This is a genomic window from Ruegeria arenilitoris (assembly GCF_013032445.1).
In the GTDB taxonomy this organism is placed as follows: Bacteria; Pseudomonadota; Alphaproteobacteria; order Rhodobacterales; family Rhodobacteraceae; genus Ruegeria; species Ruegeria arenilitoris_F.
This window is the reverse complement of record NZ_WQCA01000027.1, coordinates 1-18870: the sequence shown is the minus strand read 5'-3', so window position 1 is coordinate 18870 and position 18870 is coordinate 1. Positions and strand designations below refer to the sequence as shown.

Below are 18870 nucleotides of genomic sequence, written 5' to 3'. Positions count from 1 at the left end.
CCTGAAGCGGTTCGGCTGTCCAGCCAAAGTACAGACGATCAGGTCAAAATTTATGACGGATGTATTTGACAAGATCTTTTTGAGGCACCGTGCCCTTGTCTTTGGGTGAGCTACTGGGGTGCGACGGGCTTTGCCATCGGAGATTTCTGTTTCCACTTTATTACGAAACGCCGGTAGACGCTCTCCGCGTGACCGACAGCTTCTCTCTCCCGATCGCGCACTGATTTGAGGCTGTTGTAGTCGGCAGCTGAGCCTTTCGTTCTTCCACCGCGGTGAGAGGGGTAGCCAACCGTCAGCTCCAGCTTTCTGAGCTTCCAGTCTAACAAAGCGGGACGGCTCCAGACGTATTCTTCGCCCCTGGATAGCATGTGCCAGACGACCACTGTCAGTTTGCGCGCAGTCGCCACCGCCGCGATTTGGTAGCCTCGCTTTTCCCGGATCCTCCAAAAGAAGGCTCTTAGTGGTCCGGGTGTACGGGAGACCGACCATGCCGCTTCAACCAGCATCGCTTGAGCATGGGACCGGCCCTGCTTTGTAATGCGGCCATGATACGCAGCTTTGTCACCCGATTGGCGAACCCGGGGATTGAGACCGAAATAACTGACGAGTTTTTCCGGAGACGAGAAGCGCCCGATTTCGCCAATCGCCGCCACAACACTCAGAGCAACGATCATGTTGACGCCGGTGATTATCATCAGCTTTTTTACGCGCGGCTCCTGACGCGCTGTCTGTGCAAGGTCTTCATCGATCAGTTTGAGTTCGCAACCGCCAGCTCGCTGGCATGACGGAGGATGACGCGTCGCTGGTCTTGCTCGACTGGTTGTGCCTCCAACCCCTTCCTCCCGCGCTTTGTAAAAAGAGACGCATTGTACGGCGGGGTCAAATTGGCATGCAGCACTGAATGGATTCTGTTCTTGAGACGGGTCATCTGGGAAACCAGCTGCACCCGCTCAGCAACGACCCGACGCAGCCGTTCCGTTTCTTCATCCGGCATCCAGACTTCTGGCAGAAAGCCACTGGCGTGAAGCTTCGCCAGAACGCTCGCGTCGATCTTGTCGGTCTTGACTTTGGCCTAGGCGATAGCACGAACGAGTAGTGGGTTTGAGATGACGACACGGCTTACAAAGGCGACAGCAGCCGCTCTGCAAATTTCAGGATGTGTCCACGCACAAGCTCAAGGCGACCTTCGTCCCGGATCTTGCCATTCTCCAGGACCGCCACCTGAGCAAAGGTGCGATGCACTTCAAAGGCAATGATTTTCATGACTGGCTCCTTTTCATGGTCAGCAACCAAGGGAGCCAGCGGGCTACACGACAACTACGGATCCGCGCTCGCAGCACAACCGGGCAAGTCGAAGGGGCGGCCAGATAGCAACTCGAGCTCACAGCTCATCAGATACTTCGGCCTGCCCGCCATTCGTGTTCCAAACGCCCCAATCCCGGTGGACCAATAGTAATCCACATCGAAGCCTTCAAAACCTCCGATTGAAGCGTCGCGGTCATTCATGCCGGATAACAACATCGTGGAACAGGACCACCGTTTCATCAAACGTCGTGTCCGGCACATGCTGGGCTTCAAGTCTTTCGCTTCAGCCGCATCTGTCCTGGCAGGCATAGAACTGGTCAACATGATTTGCCAAGGTCAATTCACGTCAGGACTCCGACCGTTTCAACAATTCGCCCAACTGGCAGGATAAACTGCTCACCAATTACACTGATGCTCTGCCTTCCAAAATGCTTACGACAGAACCGTGACCGTTGCCAGAGCCTGAGCGAACGCGATTGGTTCTTAGGCCGAAAGCCAGTTCAAGGTTTTGTTCTGAGATGCGTGACACCATTCCCCGTTTTACTCTGTCTTCGGAATGGAGTGACTTGCCGAGTTTCGGAAGAGTTCGCATAGCTTTTTGCAAGCTGCGTGGGGCCGCGTCCGGCACCGCTCTCAAAATGGCTAATCAGAATACCTGGCCCATCGCAGGGGCGTGCCGATATCCAAGTTTCACGCTTACCTTCACCCCACCGGAAGGCAAAGGAACCGATCACGTGCGCGAAGATGGTCCCTTGATATTCTCCACTGAATGGTATACCGCCGCATACAAATGAGTGCCGGGGCTGGTCAGAGCGCCGCGAATCCGGCACATAGCGTCACCAATTGCAAACAGCGGATCAGCCATGAGCCTTTATACAGACTACCTCAGCGAAATCGAAACCCGCAAAAAACAGGGGCTGCACCCAAAGCCCATCGATGATGGTGCCCTTGTCAAAGAGATCGTCGACCAGATCAAGGATGCCGGCAACGAGCACCGGGCGGAGTCGCTGCACTTTTTCATCTACAATACGCTGCCGGGCACAACCAGCGCTGCGGGTGAAAAGGCGAAGTTCCTGAAAGAGATCATTCTGGGCGAGGCCGTGGTTGAGGAAATCTCGGTTCCCTTCGCGTTCGAACTGCTGTCGCACATGAAAGGCGGCCCCTCGGTTGAGGTTCTGCTGGACCTGGCGCTGGGTGATGACGCTGCGATCGCAGGTCAGGCTGCTGAAGTACTGAAGTCACAGGTCTTCCTGTATGACGCCGACACCGATCGGTTGAAAGCCGCGTTCGAGGCCGGTAATGCGGTGGCGAAGGACATTCTGGAAAGCTATGCCAAGGCTGAGTTCTTCACCAAGCTGCCTGAAGTCGACGAAGAGATTGAAGTTGTCACCTATGTTGCGGCTGAGGGTGACATTTCGACCGACCTGTTGTCGCCGGGCAACCAGGCGCACTCGCGCGCTGACCGGGAACTGCACGGCCAGTGCTTTGTCACCGAGAAAGCGCAGCAGGAAATCGAGGCCCTGAAAATCCAGCACCCGGGCAAGCGCGTGATGCTGATCGCCGAAAAAGGCACCATGGGTGTGGGCTCGTCGCGGATGTCGGGCGTGAACAACGTGGCGCTGTGGACCGGCAAACAGGCCAGCCCCTATGTGCCGTTTGTCAACATCGCGCCGGTCGTGGCAGGCACCAATGGCATCTCGCCGATCTTCTTGACCACCGTGGGCGTGACTGGCGGTATCGGCATCGACCTGAAGAACTGGGTCAAGAAGGTCGACGAAGACGGCAACGCGATCCTGAACAATGACGGCAACCCGATTCTGGAAGAGGCCTATTCGGTCGCAACCGGCACAGTTCTGAAGATCAACTCCAAAACCCAAAAGCTGCTGAGCGAAGAGGGCGAAGAGTTGGTAGACGTATCCTCGTCCTTCACGCCGCAGAAGGTTGAGTTCATGAAGGCGGGCGGATCTTACGCCATCGTCTTCGGCAAGAAACTGCAGACGTTTGCGGCCGAGACGCTGGGTGTCGAAGCCCCTCTGGTCTTTGCCCCGTCGAAAGAGATCAGCCATGAAGGTCAGGGCCTGACCGCGGTTGAGAAGATCTTCAACAAGAATGCTGTCGGCACCACGCCGGGCAAGACCCTGCACGCCGGTTCGGACGTGCGTGTGAAGGTCAACATCGTGGGTTCGCAGGACACCACCGGCCTGATGACCATGCAGGAACTTGAGGCGATGGCCGCAACCGTCGTGGCGCCCAGCGTTGACGGCGCCTATCAGTCGGGCTGTCACACCGCCTCGGTCTGGGACGCCAAGGCGCAGGCCAACACGCCGCGCCTGATGAAGTTCATGAACGACTTCGGTCTGGTCACCGGTCGCGACCCGAAAGGCGAATACCACGCGATGACCGACGTGATCCACAAGGTGCTGAACGACATTACCGTGGATGATTGGTCGGTGATCATCGGTGGCGACAGCCACACCCGCATGTCCAAAGGCGTGGCATTTGGTGCCGACTCGGGCACCGTGGCGCTGGCGCTGGCCACCGGTGAAGCTTCGATGCCGATCCCGGAATCGGTCAAGGTGACCTTCAAGGGCCAGATGGCCGAGCACATGGACTTCCGTGATGTGGTGCACGCCACACAGGCGCAGATGCTGGAACAGCATGGCGACAACGTGTTCCAGGGCCGCGTGATCGAAGTGCATATCGGCACGTTGCTGGCGGACCAGGCCTTTACCTTCACCGACTGGACCGCCGAGATGAAGGCCAAAGCCTCGGTCTGTATCTCGAATGACGACACCCTGATCGGTTCGCTGGAACTGGCCAAGTCGCGCATCCAGATCATGATCGACAAGGGTATGGAGCATGAAAACGGCATGCTGCAAAAGCTGATCAACATCGCGGATGCCCGCATCGCCGAGATCAAGTCAGGCGAAAACCCCGCTCTGCGTCCCGACGACAGCGCCAAGTACTTCGCCGAGGTTGTCGTCGATCTGGATCAGATCGTTGAGCCGATGATCGCTGACCCTGACGTCAACAACGCGGACGTCTCCAAGCGCTATACCCACGACACGATCCGTCCGATCTCGTTCTACAACGCGGAAAAGACAGTGGATCTGGGCTTTGTCGGCTCGTGCATGGTGCACAAGGGCGACATCAAGATTGTCGCCCAGATGTTGAAGAACCTGGAAAAGGAAACCGGCAAGGTCGAATTCAAGGCCCCGCTGGTGGTTGCGGCTCCAACCTACAACATTATCGACGAGTTGAAGGAAGAGGGTGACTGGGAAGTGCTTGAGAAATACTCGGGCTTCGAGTTCGACGATCTGTTCCCGAAAACGCAGGCGCGCACCGAGTATGAGAACATCCTCTACCTCGAACGTCCCGGCTGCAACCTCTGCATGGGTAACCAGGAGAAAGCTGCCAAGGGTGACACGGTTCTGGCCACCTCGACCCGCCTGTTCCAGGGTCGCGTCGTGGCGGATGCGCCGGACAAGAAAGGCGAAAGCCTGCTGGCTTCAACCCCGGTTGTCGTGCTGTCGGCAATCCTGGGTCGGACACCCAAGATCGAAGAGTACAAGGCGGCGGTCGAAGGCATCGACCTGACCAAGTTCGCTCCTCCGGTTGTGCCGGGAAACACCAACTCGGCGCACTTCTAAAGTTTTTCAGGCCGGTTCAAAATGAACCGGCCTGAACTTTTCCGACACGGTGTTCAAGGGCCTGTCAGTTAAACACCAACGCCTTGACCGGCAGTAGGATGGCTTGCGCCCGCAGAACAATGGCGTTGGCGATGCCCATCCCGTCCACGATCCGCGCCACAAAGGCAGAGAACCCTGTGATTTCTCCGGCCTCCATTTCCTGCGCGCGGCTGGTATAGGCGACCCCAACGCAGGCGCTGCCGGGCGGGATGTGATCCAGATGAGCGGGAAAAATCGGTGCTAGAAAAGCTGTCACGCTACCGGGGCGGGCACGGTCCTGCAGGTCCAGCAGCGCATCACCGGGTCGGAATTGACCGGCGGCAATGGCATCTTGCACCTCATCGACGACCATCGGGATGATTTTCAATGGTTTGGCCGCGCAGGTGATTTCCACCAGCATGCCCGGCTTCAGGACACTCACCGATATCTGACCAAACGCGGCGACGAAACGGCCTTGCCCGGTGACATCGGGCACCAGAATACCTGCGGGCCGCAGGATCGGATTCACGATATCGCCCGGTTTCAGAAGGAACTGAGTTACCGTTCCGTCGACCTCGGCAAAGACGGTGGACTTGTCGATTTCGGCCTCGGCTTCGGCCAGAACAGCGCGGGCGCTGTCGCGTTGGGCTGGCAGCAAGGTGCTCTGGCGCAGTTTGATTCCGTCGAGCGCGGCAATCGCAGCGGCGCGCTGGCCTTCGGCGCGGGAGACAGCCGTTTGCAAACGTTCAAGCTCTTGTTCACTGACGGTCGCGTTGTTTCGCTCGGCCAGCGATTGGCGACGCTCCAGATCATCCGTGGCCTGACGAAAATCGGCCTCAGCCGTATCAAGCTGCGCTTGCGCGGCAGCGATATCCGCAACCATCACGCCAAGGGCAGCGTCAACCTCTTCGATTTGGCGTCGGGCGGTTTCAGCTGCAGCCTCTTGCCGGGTGGTGTCCAGCCGGAAGATGGCCTGACCCGCCGTGACGGGTTCATTGTTGGTCACATAAACCTCGGCCACGCGGCCTCCGCGATCCGACAGGATGGTTATGGTGCGAAAGGCGGCGGTCACATTGCGGGTGGAGGGATGGAAGTAAAAGATGACGGTGATCAGGGTCACTGCCAGAATGGCACAGGCGGTTAGACCCCAGCGCAGCTCGTACCAGATGTTGAACAGAGTGATTTCCTGGCCCCACCGTTTGCCCTGCCCATACCGGCGATAGAGGTAGTCGGGGACAATTGTGATCAGGGCCGAGAAAATGAGCTCAAGCATCTGAACGCTCCGGCGGCGCGTTCTTGCCCTGCAAAGGGAAGATTTCGTGCAGCGGCACGGCGGCGATCAGAATGGCTGCGATCCAGAACGCGTTGTTCAGAGTGAAAAGCGAGATCAGTCCCAACACACCCACCAATTGCATCTGCACCTTGTGCGCCCCGGCGGCCATCCTGTCGGGAATGGCCTGGATGGTAAAATAGAGCGCCCCGAACCCTAGCAAGACAAGGACAAGCAGGATGCCGACGACAATCAGAAAGCCATCCGTCTCACCCGGCGGTGTAACCCAGAAGGGCAACCGCGCCAGCGCCTCATCAGAAAGAGAGCTGTCCATGCAAACCCCCGTTTTTTAAATGATCTATGGAAAGGATACGCGCTTATATTCAATAAAATCAATGTTGCTGCCTGTCGCGAGCCTGTGATCAAAGGCAACGGGCCGCGTCATGCGCCATGGATCACGCGCGCTTTTCATCTATGGTGGCGGCAAAGCGGGGAGACAACGGGTGGACGCATGAAATCGAAAATGAGCCTCAAGCAATTGCAGGCCCTCGAAGCGGTTGTCAGACAGGGCAGTTTCACACTGGCTGCCAAAGAGCTTGGCGTGTCGCAGCCGACGGTGTCCAATCTGGTCTATTCGCTTGAGCAGCAGTATCAGTGCCGGTTGCTGGACAGGTCCGGTTCGGTGATTACTTCAACCCCGCTGCTGAACAAGATCCGCGGTGACATTAAGGCGCTGATCGCGCTGCGTGACAGTATCGACACGGTTCTGACCTCTGAACTTGACCTGCATTCCGGCAGTTTTCATATCGGGTATTCGACCTTTCAGATCGCCATCCCGCTGATTTCAGAGTTTGTGCGCGAGTATCCGGCGGTTGATGTGAGCGCCCGTGCTTTGGCCACGCATGACCTACTGCCGTTGCTCTATTCCGGTGAATTCGACGTCGGGTTGTTCACCGCAAAAGAGCTGCCGCCCGATCTGGCCGGGGTCAAGATTTCGGCAACGCGGATCGGGCTGATCGTGCCCGAAGATCACCCGCTGGCGGCTGCCGATGCTGTTGATTGGCAGGATGTCGAGCCGCTGAAGCTGATTCAGCGCGAACCAACATCCTCGACACGGCGGATTTTCGATTCTGCGGCGCGGCTGCGGGGGGCGAAACTGACGACGATTCTGGGTTTGGGATCGTGGGGGTCCATTCGGACACTGGTGAATTCGGGAGTTGGTGTGGGTGTGGCCGCGGCGCAGGAATGCGAAGGTGAACCCGGTATCAGGTTTGTACCCATTGAAGACAAGAACCTGATAGTAGGCCACTTTCTGGCATGTCTACCGGCAATGCGCCAAACCGCCGCCGTGTCCAGTTTCTTTAAGATCACCGGAGAAATCCACGAATGTGAAGCTTTTGTGTCGCCAAAAGCGTCATAGCGTTTTTCTATATCCGCCTGACTATCATAAATTTGTTAACTTCGGAGCCTAGCACACCCGACGTCACAAATATGTTGGGATGGTTATGAAACTTCGTACCTCACTGCTCTCGTTTACCGCTCTGGCTGCTCTGGGCACGCCGGTGTTGGCCAATTGCCCCGCTGCCACCGTTGCGGACCCCATGGGCCTGAGCCCCGTTCACCCGCAGCAGCTGGAACTGGCTGAACTGCAGGACGCGGCCTCGTGTGAACTGAACTTCGCCGAAAACCCCGCAATCGCCGAGCTGAACGGCCGCATTCTCGGCAACGCCGAACTGGCCCCTGTTGCCGAGCGTCTGCCGGCCGAGCCGCTGGTGGTCATGCCCTATGACACAGTTGGCCAATATGGCGGTGTCATCACCGGCCTGTCCAAAGGTACGGAATCGGGCACTTCGGACCTGCTGTCGGTTCGGCACGTCAACTTCGTGCGCTATGCCGACGACCTGCAGACCGTCGTTCCGAACATCGCAAAAGCCTGGTCCTGGAATGACGACTACACCGAACTGACCATCGTACTGCGCGAAGGTCACAAGTGGTCGGATGGTGAGCCCTTCACTGCCGCCGACGTCGAGTTCTGGATGAATGACGTCATCTACAACACCGATGTCTACGATCAGGCCCCCAACCGCTGGCTGTTCGCCGGTGAAAAGGCACAGGTCGAGGCGGTTGACGCCACCACCGTCAAGTTCACTTTCCCGGTGCCGACCCCGGGTATTCTGAACCGCTTTGCCGTCGACTACGGCCAGCCGTTCCAGCCCAAGCACTTCCTGGGCCAGTTCATGCCCAAGCACAACGAAAACGCCGAAGCGCTGGCGCAGGAATACGGCTTTGAAAACGCCGCTGCTGCTGTTGACTTCTACTATGGTGGTTCCGACTGGAAAGACGTTCCCAGCCCGCTGCTGAAAGACGCCGACAAAGCTGCCAAGATCGGCCGCGCCGTTGCCCCGACGCTGGAAAGCTACATCGTAGTCGACGAAAACGCCGAAGGCCGCAAGCTGGTGGCGAACCCTTATTTCCACCAGGTCGATACCGCCGGTAACCAGCTGCCCTATATCAACGAAATCGTTGAGACCTATGTGGGCGACAAAGAGGTCCAGAACCTCAAGATCATGAACGGCGATGTGGTCTGGAAACAGCAGGCTGTCTTCTTGGAAGACTTCCCGCTGCTGAAGGAAAACGAAGGCAAGGGTGGCTACACCATCAACTTCGCCCCGACCTTTGGCGAAAACGTCTTCTACTCGTTCAACCGTACCCATCAGGATCCGGTTCTGCGCGAAATCTTCAACGACATCCGCTTTAACCGCGCCATGTCGAAGGCGATGAACCGCGACGAGATCAACGAGATCGTCTATCTGGGGCAGGGTACTCCGATGCAGGGTGTGCCTGCGGAACCCAAAACCGTGTCCTTCGTTACGGACGAGGTTCTGAACCGCGACATCGGTTATGATCCCGAAGGTGCCAAGGCGCTGCTGGCCGAAATGGGCCTGACAGATGCGGATAGCGACGGTACTCTGGAACGTCCCGATGGCAAGCCGCTGGTGATCCGTCTGGTTTACTCGTCGCAGGGTGTGCCGGTGAAGATGCAGGAGCTGGTGCGTGACTACTGGAGTGCCGTGGGTGTCCGCGTCGATCTGAAAGAGGTTACCTCGGACGAGTATCGCGCATCGGGCAACAACAACGATCTGGAAGTGACCACCTGGAAATACGACGGCAATGCCGGTCCGACCATCAGCCAGGACGTCACCGTCTTCATCCCGCCGTTTGGCGATGTCTTCAACCCCGGCACCGGCTTTGACTGGGCCGCGTGGAAGACCACCGGTGGTGCCGAAGGCATCGAACCGCCGGAAGACATCAAAAAGCTCTGGGATTTGAGTGAGAAATTCATCCAGGTGGAAATGGGCACCGATGCAAGCAACAAGTTGGGCGCAGAGATCGTTCAGATCCACACCGACAACATGCTGAAAATCGGGACCGTCGGCGACATCGTCTCTCCGTTCCTGCATCGCAACGACCTGCAGAACGTGAAGCCGATCAAGTCGAAAACCTACGACTTCTACTGGACCTATCCGTACCGCCCCTCGCAGTGGTGGTTGGAGCAGTAACTCAGACGAACGTCTGAACGAAACGCCGGAGCGCAGCCCAACTGCGCTCCGGTATCGGCCTTGGACGGCCTGATGGGGGACATCGTTTTGCTGAGATTCACTCTGGAACGTTTTGTTGGAATGGTCATCACCATGGCAATGGTGACGGTGATGGTCTTTCTGATCATGGAACTGCCGCCCGGCGACTATGCCGACCGGTATGCTTTTCGCAAGTATTCCGGCACCGGGGTGAATGTCACTGAGGCGGATATCGAGGCGATCCGGCGCGATCTGGGTTTGGATAAGCCCATGGTGCTGCGCTATTTCGACTGGATCGGAGGCATCGTCCTGCACTGGGATTTCGGGCAGGCCTTTGCCTTTGAAACCTCGGTGACCAAAGTTATCGGCGACAAGGTCTGGCTGACGGCCGGTATCCTGTTCGCCACCCTCCTGCTGACCTACATCGTATCGATCCCCATCGGCATTTTTGCTGCGGTAAGACGTGGGTCAGCAGTCGATTACGGCCTGACGGTGTTTTCTTATCTTGGGCTGGCGCTGCCGAACTTTCTGTTGGCGCTGGTGATGCTGTATTTCGCCAACCGCTGGTTCGGGGCCGATATCGGCGGATTGTTTTCGGCCCAGTACCGAGACGCGCCATGGTCCGCAGCCAAGGTCTGGGACATGATGAAACACCTGTGGCTGCCCGCGGTGGTGCTGGCCTGGTCGGCGGTGGCGTATCAGATCCAAACCGTGCGGGCGACCATGTCGGATGAGTTGAACAAGCTGTCCGTGACTGCCGCCCGAGCGCGCGGTGTGCCCGAGACCAAGCTGCTGATCAAATACCCGGCGCGTCTGGCGATCAACCCTGTGGTCTCGACCATCGGGTTTGACGTGAACCGCATCTTCTCAGAGCTGCCAATCGTGGCCGTGGTCCTGGGGCTGACCGAACTGGGTGAGCTGCTGCTGAGGGCATATCTGGACCTCGACATGAACGTGGCGGGTGCAATCCTGCTGATGTTGACCTTTGCTATCGTGTTCATGAATTTCTTTTCGGATCTTTTGCTGGCGTGGCTGGACCCGCGCATCAAATTGGGGGCCTGATCCATGACTGACGCAACCCAACTTTCGGCCGCCGAAGCCAAAGAGCGGGAACGCCAGCTGAAATACTATTCGGCCTCGCAATGGACGCTGATCTGGTGGCGGTTCCGCCGCCACCGCGCCGCGATGCTGGCGGCATCCCTGCTGGGTTTGATGGCGTTGGCCGGTATCTTTGCCGAGTTTGTCGCCCCCTATGGTCCGGTGAGTCGCGACACCAAGTATATTGAGGGCGCGCCGCAAATCCCGCGTTTCTGCGATGCGGGCGGCTGTTCGGTCGTGCCCTTCATCAACGGCACCAAAACCGAACGCGATCCGGTGACCTTGCGCGCGTTATCGGTGCCGGATCCCGAAGTGCGCCACTATATCAAGTTCTTTGTCAAAGGTGAGCGGGTCAAGCTGCTGGGCTTCATCCCGATTGACCGCCACCTTGTCGGCCTCAGCCCCGATGTGGATCAGAAAATCCATTTCTGGGGCACCGACGATCTGGGCCGAGATGTGTTCAGCCGAACGATCTATGCCACCCGCACATCGCTGTCGATTGGGGTAATCGGGGTGCTGATCTCGTTCGTGCTGGCGCTGATCATCGGCGGGATCGCGGGCTATTTCGGCGACATCATCGACAACGTGATCCAGCGCGTGACCGAGGTGATCCGGGTGGTGCCCATCATTCCGCTTTACATGGGACTGGCTGCCGCCATGCCCAAGGAATGGTCGACCACGCAGGTTTATTTCGCGATGACGCTGATCCTTGGCCTGTTCGGTTGGCCGACACTGGCGCGACGGATCCGGTCGCAATTGCTGTCTATCCGGAATGAGGATTACGTGGTCGCTGCACGACTGGCGGGTGCGCGTCCAGGCCGGATCATCGCCCAGCACATGCTGCCCAGCTTTACCAGCTTTATCATCGTCGATTTGGTGATCAGCTTTCCTTACATGATCCTGTCGGAGACGGCGCTGTCCTTTGTTGGACTTGGCCTGCGTCCGCCCTCGGTCTCGTGGGGGGTTCTGCTACAGCAGGCGCAATCGGTGCGGGCCATCGAACAGACCCCGTGGCTGTTTATTCCCGCAATCTTTGTCGTGGTGGCCGTGCTGGCCTTTACCGTGATCGGTGACGGGGTGCGCGATGCCGCCGACCCTTATGCGGAGGCGCGTTGATATGACCAAAATCCTTGACGTAGAAAACCTGTCGATCTCATTCCGCACGGATGAGGGGCTGATTACACCGGTTCAAAATGCGTCCTTTTCGGTCGAGAAGGGAAAAACCCTTGGGATCGTGGGGGAATCGGGTTCGGGCAAGTCGATCTCGACCAAAGCGGCCATGCGTCTGCTGCCCAATACTGCGATGATCGGAGAGGGCTCGCGCATCGACTACTACGCAAAGAACGGCCAAAAGATCGATGTACCAAGCTTGCGCTCCGGTGATCCGACAATCGGTCGTTTGCGCGGCGGTGAAATCGGTATGATCTTCCAGGAACCGATGGCCAGTTTCTCGCCCGTTTACACAGTTGGCAATCAGATCACCGAAGCGATCAGGCTGCACCGCAAAGTCGGTCGCCGCGAGGCGCGCGAGATTGCCGTCGATATGCTGGACCGCGTTGGTCTGACCAACCCGTCGCAGCGCGTTGATCAGTATCCGCATGAACTGTCCGGCGGTATGCGCCAGCGTGCCATGATCGCGCTGGCGTTGTCGGCCGGGCCAGCCTTGTTGATCGCGGACGAGCCGACAACGGCGCTGGATGTCACGATCCAGGCGCAGGTTCTGAAGTTGATGAAAAAGCTGCAGGAAGAGTTGGAAATGGGGATGATCTTCATCACCCATGATCTGGGTGTTGTCGCTCAGGTCGCCGACGATGTTGTCGTCATGCAAAAGGGCGAAGTGGTCGAGCGCGGCACTGTGCGGGACGTGATCCGCAACCCGCAGGAGGACTACACCAAACGCCTGCTGGCGGCGATCCCGCGACTGGACCGCGTCAAACCGCCTGCGGCACTGACCGGCAAGAAACATCGCCCCCTGATTGATGTGAAAAATCTGGTGGTCGACTTTGACGTAAAGACCAAACGCATGTTCCGCACGGATATCACCAAGGTCCGTGCAGTGGATGACGTCAGCTTTACCATCAAAAAAGGCGAGACCGTTGGTTTGGTGGGCGAGTCCGGCTCGGGCAAGACCACCGTTGGTCGGGCGATCCTGCGCGCCATTGATCCGCCAGATGGCGAGGTTGTGTTTCACCGCAAGAAAAAGGGCGACATCGATCTGGCTCATGCCAGCGCAGAAGAACTGCGCGCGGTACGCTCCAAGCTGAACATGGCGTTCCACGAACGCCCGGTACATGTTCATTCGCTGGGGGGCGACCTGCTGCGGTCGTTCCGGCCCGAGATGAGCCTTGTGTTTCAGGACCCGTACTCGTCGCTTAACCCGCGCATGACGGTCCGCGATATCATCGCCGAACCTCTGGTTGCCTCGGGGCTGATGAGCAATCGCGATGAAGTTGACGCGCGCGTACGTGAAATCGCGGAGCGCTGCAAGATTGAGCTGGAACACCTGCGTCGGTTCCCGCACGCGTTCTCGGGCGGTCAACGGCAGCGGATCTGTATTGCCCGCGCCCTGGTGTCCAAGCCAAAGTTTGTGGTCTGTGATGAATGTGTTTCGGCGCTGGATGTGTCCATTCAGGCCGAAATCGTGGATTTGCTGAAGAACATTCAGGAAGAAATGGGTGTCAGCTTTCTTTTCATCGCCCACGATCTGGCGGTTGTAGCGCAGATTTCGCATAGCGTCGCGGTGCTGTATCACGGCAAGTTCGTCGAGTACGGACCGACCGAAAAAGTGTTTTACTCACCTCGTCACCCATACACTCAGGCACTGCTCAGCGCGGTGCCGCATCCGGACCCGGACGCGGTTTTTGCACCGATCCGACTGGAGGGCGGGTTCCGTCATCCGGTTGCGACGGTGTCCGGAGAAAAGGTCACGTTAACCGACGCGCCAGCGGGGTTCGATCCAAACTCGGCGCCGGTCAAACTGGTCGAGATCGAAGAGGGGCACTTTGTGGCGTGTCACTATGTGGAGGAGATGCCTTTACAGAATCCTGGTCTGGCATCAGAGATTTCTGCCCCCGTGCGGGTAACTGGTACGGTCGCATAATTCTAGGTCAGGGCAAAAGCATGGGACCTGGGTCGTATGACATCAGGTCCTGAACCAACGGAGTTGAAAACGGCAGCGCAGAGTGTCGGCCAGGAGGTTTCCTTGACGCATGGTCGTTCCCGCGCTTTGATCTGTTGCCTTGAGTTCAGTTTGTCGGTCAAAACTACAGGAGCGACGTGAAGCCCAAACTACGTAACCGATGATTGCACGATGGAAGCAAAAACCTTTCAGGCGAAGCATCCCGGTCGAAATCGTCATACCAAGCCGACAGCGGGAAGGTTCGCAAGGCATCTCGTTGATACCATTGCGGTCACTTTGGCGGGCGGGGCGTTTGTCTGGCTCGCCAGTTAGAGGGCGGGCGCAAACTCGTCTGCTTCGTGTTCATGCCAAAAGCTCTGATTGGCCGCAGCGCCTTGTTGAACAGTTCGGTTGCGGCCAAGTACCAAGGTAGGGTGATACCAATTACTTTAGGTGTCGCCCTGACCATGTTTGCAGATCAACTTGGCAGGTATTCTTGGCTCCAGCTTTCGCTGACAATGCCATATAACAGCATTTTCTCGATTTCGACGTCTTCGTAGCCAAGCTCTTGCAGTACCGCGCGTGTTGAGGTTCCGAATTTCTCCGCTGGTGTCAGCGCATAGACGGTGCCGCGTACAGGGCGGATCGCAAATGGATCCAGTTGCGTGACTGTGTGGCCGCTTGGGTGGTCTTCATGAACCGAAAACGAATAGCTGCCCCGGTCGGTCCCCGGCGTTCCATCTGCTGGGCGCGCGTTATATGACCGGATCGTTTCGATGTTCTCGCAGATTGTTCCGCCCACATCGGCGGCCTGCAGGCGTTCCGCCCAGTCGCTGGCCCGTGCCTGGTAGAACGCATTTGCCAGAAATGCGTCGCGGTCTTCCACCGCGACATCCTCGAACCCTTCCAGCCCCTCGACCGTGGCCAGCCTTGGGACGTCCGATTCATAAGCACTTAGCAGAATGAAGCGGTCCGACGAGGTGTAATAGAAACGGGTCAGTGCATCGTAGCCGTTGATTTCTTGCCCAGCGGGTTCATCGAACAGACCCCGGCGTTCATAGTCGTAGCAGAACGGGATCTGTGCAAGACCGCTGAGCGCGGCCAACGAGGTGCGCGGACGTCCGACACGTCCGGTTTTCAGCTTTTGGTACAAACCCGCGGCAACACCCAGCGACCCACCAAAGCCGCACATCACGTCGATGGTGCCGACATGGGCGTGCTCTTCGGGGGTTTCCATCGATCCGCCGAACCGCAGCATGATGCCGGTGGTGGCCTGTACCAGATCGTCATAACCAAGGTAGTTCGACCGTGGTCCGCGACGCACACCACCAAAGCAATCCATCTTGCAGAAGATCGCATCCGGGTTCAGTTTGGCCAGGCTCTCGCGGTCCAGCCCCATGCCCTGCACTTGCGCATCCGTGGCGTTCCATACGATCACATCGACGGATTTCACCAACTTCTCGAAGACCTCGCGCCCCTCAGGTGATTTCATGTCGGCCAAAACTGACCGCTTGCCATTGCCATGGGATAGGCTGAAGATCACCGTGTTCCAGCAATCGTAGAACGGCGTCGCCGGGTCCAGCTTGATCACCTCGGCACCAAACCGGGCCAGATAGGAGACTGAATGCGGGCCTGCGATGACGTTGCACAGATCAAGGATGCGCACGCCGTCCAGCCAGCCGGTCTGTTTTTCCTCGGGCAAGGGATCGGGTACAGCGGTCTCTTGCGCTTTCAAAGCAGCCAGGGCGGTGTCGAATTCGACCCATTCACGCGGTTTGGGCTCTAGCATTTCCTCGCCGGATTCCTCAAGCCAGACCATCGGGCCGGGCTGGGTCATGGTGCCAAACTCTGGGTCTTCGACCTCGACCATCAGACCGGCGGTTTCGGCGTGGTCGTCGTGGATCCATTCCTGCAGCCAACGCTGGGGCGCGCCCGGGAATTTGCCACGTCCAAAGATCTTTTCCCATTCTTTCGAGGTCCGGGTCAGGAACACCTCTTTCATCCGTTCGGCAATCCGGTCGGCCCAGTGTTTCGGCAGCGGATAGACGCCCAGCGACACGTCGTTTTTCCATTCGCTGACAGGAAGATAGGTGTCTTCTTCCTCGGTCAACCCTTCTTCGACTAGCTCGTCATAGATGCCGAGTTTTTTAAGGCAGCGTTTGGCGTGTTGTTTGTGGCTGGGGCAGACCACATAGAACATGCGGCCGTCCTTGCACTTGTAAGACCGATAGAACGGGTCCAGCAATTCCTGCAGGTCTTCATACGAAACGTTCATAGGCAGTCCTTCGATCCGGCGACGTTCAATCTCCAACTCGCGCTGGGTTTTGTAGCGGTCGGGGTAGTCGTCGATCTTGATCGAGTTGTAGCTGAGACCCTCCATCACGGCCGAGGCCAAAGGCACCTCGATCTGGTCGCCATACCCGGTACGTTCACGCGATTGCAGCGCCAGTACCACCGAGGATGCGGCCAGCATGGTGCCATAGGCCGAGGCCAGCGGCAGCGGCGAAAACGACGGGTTGATTCCCATCAACACCCGGTTCAGGCCCATGTCGGTGAACACACCGGACGAGGCCGCGATCACGCTTTCATAAGCGCGCCAATCCCGGCGTAACTCGTCATTCGAGGCGAAGCCGGGAATCGACAGGGTGATCAACTCGGGGCGTGCCGCGCGTAGTTCTGCAAAGTCCAGCCCTATGCGGGTCATCACGCCGGGGCGGAAGCTTTCGACCAGAATATCGGCCTCGGCGATCAGGTCGCGTACCTGTGCCATGCCGTCATCGGTCTTCAGATCCAGCGTCACGATCAGCTTGTTGCGGTTCAGCGTTGCGTTGGCCGGGCTTTCCCAAAGCGGGCCATTGGGCATCTCGACGCGAATGACCGTCGCACCAAAATCCGCAAGGATCATGGCGACAGCAGGGCCGGCAATATACTGACCAAAGTCGATGACTTTGACACCGGCGAGCGGCAGATCAGAGGACGATTGAAGTGTCATGTGCATTATTCCTGCAATTCTACGGGCGCTAGCAGCCCGATCTGACGAAAAAGACCCGGGTCCGCCCATGAACCCGGGGCCGCTTTTTTGGTTGGTTTACCGACCTTCCTGAATCCAGCGCGCGGCTTTTTCCGCGATCATCAGGGTCGGCGCGTTGGTATTGCCGCTGGTGATCTCGGGCATGATGCTGGCGTCAACCACACGCAGGCCCTTGATGCCTTTGACCTTCAGGTAGGGATCGACCACTGCGCTTGGATCATCCTCACGCCCCATTTTCGCAGTTCCAACCGGGTGGAAGATGGTGTTGGCGATGTCGCCCGCAAGTTTTGCCAGTTCCTCATCCGTCTGGAACTGAACGCCCGGCTTCCATTCCTGCGGATTGTATTTCTTCATCGCAGGTTTGGACATGATCTCGCGCACCTGACGCAGGCTGTCTGCAGCAACCTTACGGTCGTCGTCCGTGTCCAGATAGTTCGGCGCGATCATCGGCGCATCAGTGTATTTGTTCGAACGGATGCGCACATGACCTCGGCTGGACGGGTTCAGGTTACACACGCTGACGGTGATAGCCGGGAATTCATGCAGGTCTTCACCAAAGGCTTCAAGGCTCAGAGGCTGCACGTGATATTCCAGGTTTGCATGAGCCCGGCTTGGGTCGGAGCGGGTGAAGGCGCCCAGTTGGCTGGGCGACATGCTCATCGGGCCGGAGCGTTGCAGCGCGTATTGCAGGCCGATCTTGGCCTTACCTACAAGGCTGTTGGCCAGAGTGTTCAGGGTCTTGGCCCCGTCCACCTTGAACACGGCGCGGATCTGCAGGTGATCCTGCAGGTTTTCGCCAACGGCTGGCGCGTCCAGCACCACGTCGATGCCGTGGGATTTCAGGAATTCGCCACTACCGATACCGGACAATTGCAGGATTTGCGGCGAGTTAATCGCACCTGCGGACAGAATGACCTCGGCCGAGGCATTCACGGTCACCGGCTGTCCCGCGCGGCGCACAACTGCGCCGGAACAGCGGGTCGCACCATCAGGGGCAGTGTCGAAGGTCAGGCGTTCGACCTGAGCTTCGGTCCAGATGGTCAGGTTCTGACGCTCTTTCGCGGGGCGCAGGAAGCCTTTCGAGGTGTTCCAGCGCCAACCCGATTTCTGGTTCACGTCGAAATAACCAACCCCGGCATTGTCGCCCGCGTTGAAGTCGTCGGTCGACTCGATCCCGGCCTCATTGGCAGCCTCGGCGAACGAGTCCAGCACATCCCAGCGCAGGCGCTGTTTTTCCACGCGCCATTCGCCACCATGGGCGTGCAGGTCCGAGAATCGGCTGTTGTCGCCCGTTTTGGGATCGGCCCCGTTGTCCAGCTTGTAGTGGTTTTCATGCGCCTTGAAGTCGGGGATCGAGTTCTCCCAGCTCCAGTCGTCCTCACCACTCAGCTTGGCCCAATTGTCATAGTCCCGTGCCTGACCCCGCATGTAGATCATGCCGTTGATCGAGGAACACCCGCCCAGTGTTTTGCCACGCGGGTAGCGCAAGGCGCGGCCGTTCAAACCTTTGTCGGGTTCGGTCTGATACAGCCAGTCCGTACGCGGATTGCCGATACAGTAAAGATACCCAACCGGGATATGAATCCACGGATAGTTGTCCTTTTTACCGGCTTCCAGCAACAGGACCCGTTTGGATGGATCTTTGCTGAGGCGATTGGCCAGCAGGCAGCCGGCGGTGCCGGCCCCTACAACGATGTAATCAAACGTTTCCACAGACATGGTCAAGCTCCAGGATCAGCGGGCTACGGGCATGGTGAATTCAGCGCCTTTGGAGATGCTCTCGGGCCAGCGTTGCATGATGG

10 protein-coding genes and 2 pseudogenes are annotated in these 18870 nt (G+C 58.1%); 7 read left to right on the top strand and 5 right to left on the bottom strand.

Annotation, left to right across the window (positions count from 1 at the left end; all coding sequences use genetic code 11):
* Window positions 1–110: 110 nt before the first annotated feature.
* Window positions 111–1263 (bottom strand): annotated as a pseudogene (locus tag GOW98_RS22590) (IS110 family transposase).
* 250 nt (window positions 1264–1513) lie between these two features.
* Here GOW98_RS22590 and GOW98_RS22585 point away from each other — a divergent pair.
* Together GOW98_RS22585 and GOW98_RS22580 are read left to right on the top strand one after the other, a co-directional pair.
* A pseudogene (locus GOW98_RS22585) lies at window positions 1514–1696 on the top strand (DDE-type integrase/transposase/recombinase); the annotation flags it as partial.
* Between the two features lie 472 nt (window positions 1697–2168).
* Window positions 2169–4955, top strand: coding sequence for a bifunctional aconitate hydratase 2/2-methylisocitrate dehydratase (locus GOW98_RS22580; protein ID WP_170336327.1), 2787 nt, complete (start codon window positions 2169–2171; stop codon window positions 4953–4955).
* A gap of 64 nt (window positions 4956–5019) precedes the next feature.
* Here the strand turns inward: GOW98_RS22580 and GOW98_RS22575 are convergent, their stop codons facing one another.
* Together GOW98_RS22575 and GOW98_RS22570 are read right to left on the bottom strand one after the other, a co-directional pair.
* Window positions 5020–6246, bottom strand: a complete 1227-nt coding sequence (locus GOW98_RS22575) for an HlyD family secretion protein (protein WP_170336325.1) — start codon at window positions 6244–6246, stop codon at window positions 5020–5022.
* Window positions 6239–6577 carry a hypothetical protein gene (locus GOW98_RS22570; RefSeq protein ID WP_170336323.1) on the bottom strand — a complete coding sequence of 113 codons (339 nt, stop codon included), beginning with the start codon at window positions 6575–6577 and terminating at the stop codon, window positions 6239–6241. Before GOW98_RS22570 ends, GOW98_RS22575 begins: the two co-directional genes overlap by 8 nt.
* A 177-nt stretch (window positions 6578–6754) precedes the next feature.
* Here GOW98_RS22570 and GOW98_RS22565 point away from each other — a divergent pair, with 177 nt between their 5' ends.
* The 5 genes from GOW98_RS22565 (at window position 6755) to GOW98_RS22545 (ending at window position 14019) form a co-directional block, all read left to right on the top strand.
* The gene (locus GOW98_RS22565; protein WP_170336321.1) at window positions 6755–7663 is read left to right on the top strand and encodes a LysR substrate-binding domain-containing protein; all 909 of its coding nucleotides are present in this window, start codon (window positions 6755–6757) and stop codon (window positions 7661–7663) included.
* Window positions 7664–7748: 85 nt separating this feature from the next.
* On the top strand, window positions 7749–9803 hold the full coding sequence (locus tag GOW98_RS22560) for an ABC transporter substrate-binding protein (protein WP_170336319.1): 2055 nt from the start codon (window positions 7749–7751) through the stop codon (window positions 9801–9803).
* A gap of 72 nt (window positions 9804–9875) precedes the next feature.
* Window positions 9876–10883 (top strand): ABC transporter permease, encoded by a 1008-nt coding sequence (locus tag GOW98_RS22555; RefSeq protein WP_217359702.1) that lies wholly within the window; start codon window positions 9876–9878, stop codon window positions 10881–10883.
* A 3-nt stretch (window positions 10884–10886) separates the two neighbouring features.
* The gene (locus GOW98_RS22550; RefSeq protein ID WP_170336318.1) at window positions 10887–12035 is read left to right on the top strand and encodes an ABC transporter permease; all 1149 of its coding nucleotides are present in this window, start codon (window positions 10887–10889) and stop codon (window positions 12033–12035) included.
* A 1-nt stretch (window position 12036) separates the two neighbouring features.
* Window positions 12037–14019: a dipeptide ABC transporter ATP-binding protein gene (locus tag GOW98_RS22545; RefSeq protein ID WP_170336316.1), complete on the top strand. Its 1983-nt coding sequence runs from the start codon at window positions 12037–12039 to the stop codon at window positions 14017–14019.
* 496 nt (window positions 14020–14515) lie between these two features.
* Here GOW98_RS22545 and GOW98_RS22540 read toward each other — a convergent pair whose 3' ends face one another.
* The gene (locus GOW98_RS22540; protein WP_170336314.1) at window positions 14516–17029 is read right to left on the bottom strand and encodes a CoA transferase; all 2514 of its coding nucleotides are present in this window, start codon (window positions 17027–17029) and stop codon (window positions 14516–14518) included.
* A gap of 96 nt (window positions 17030–17125) precedes the next feature.
* Complete coding sequence (locus tag GOW98_RS22535) at window positions 17126–18787, bottom strand: GMC family oxidoreductase (protein ID WP_170336312.1); 1662 nt, start codon at window positions 18785–18787, stop codon at window positions 17126–17128.
* Window positions 18788–18870 lie beyond the last annotated feature (83 nt).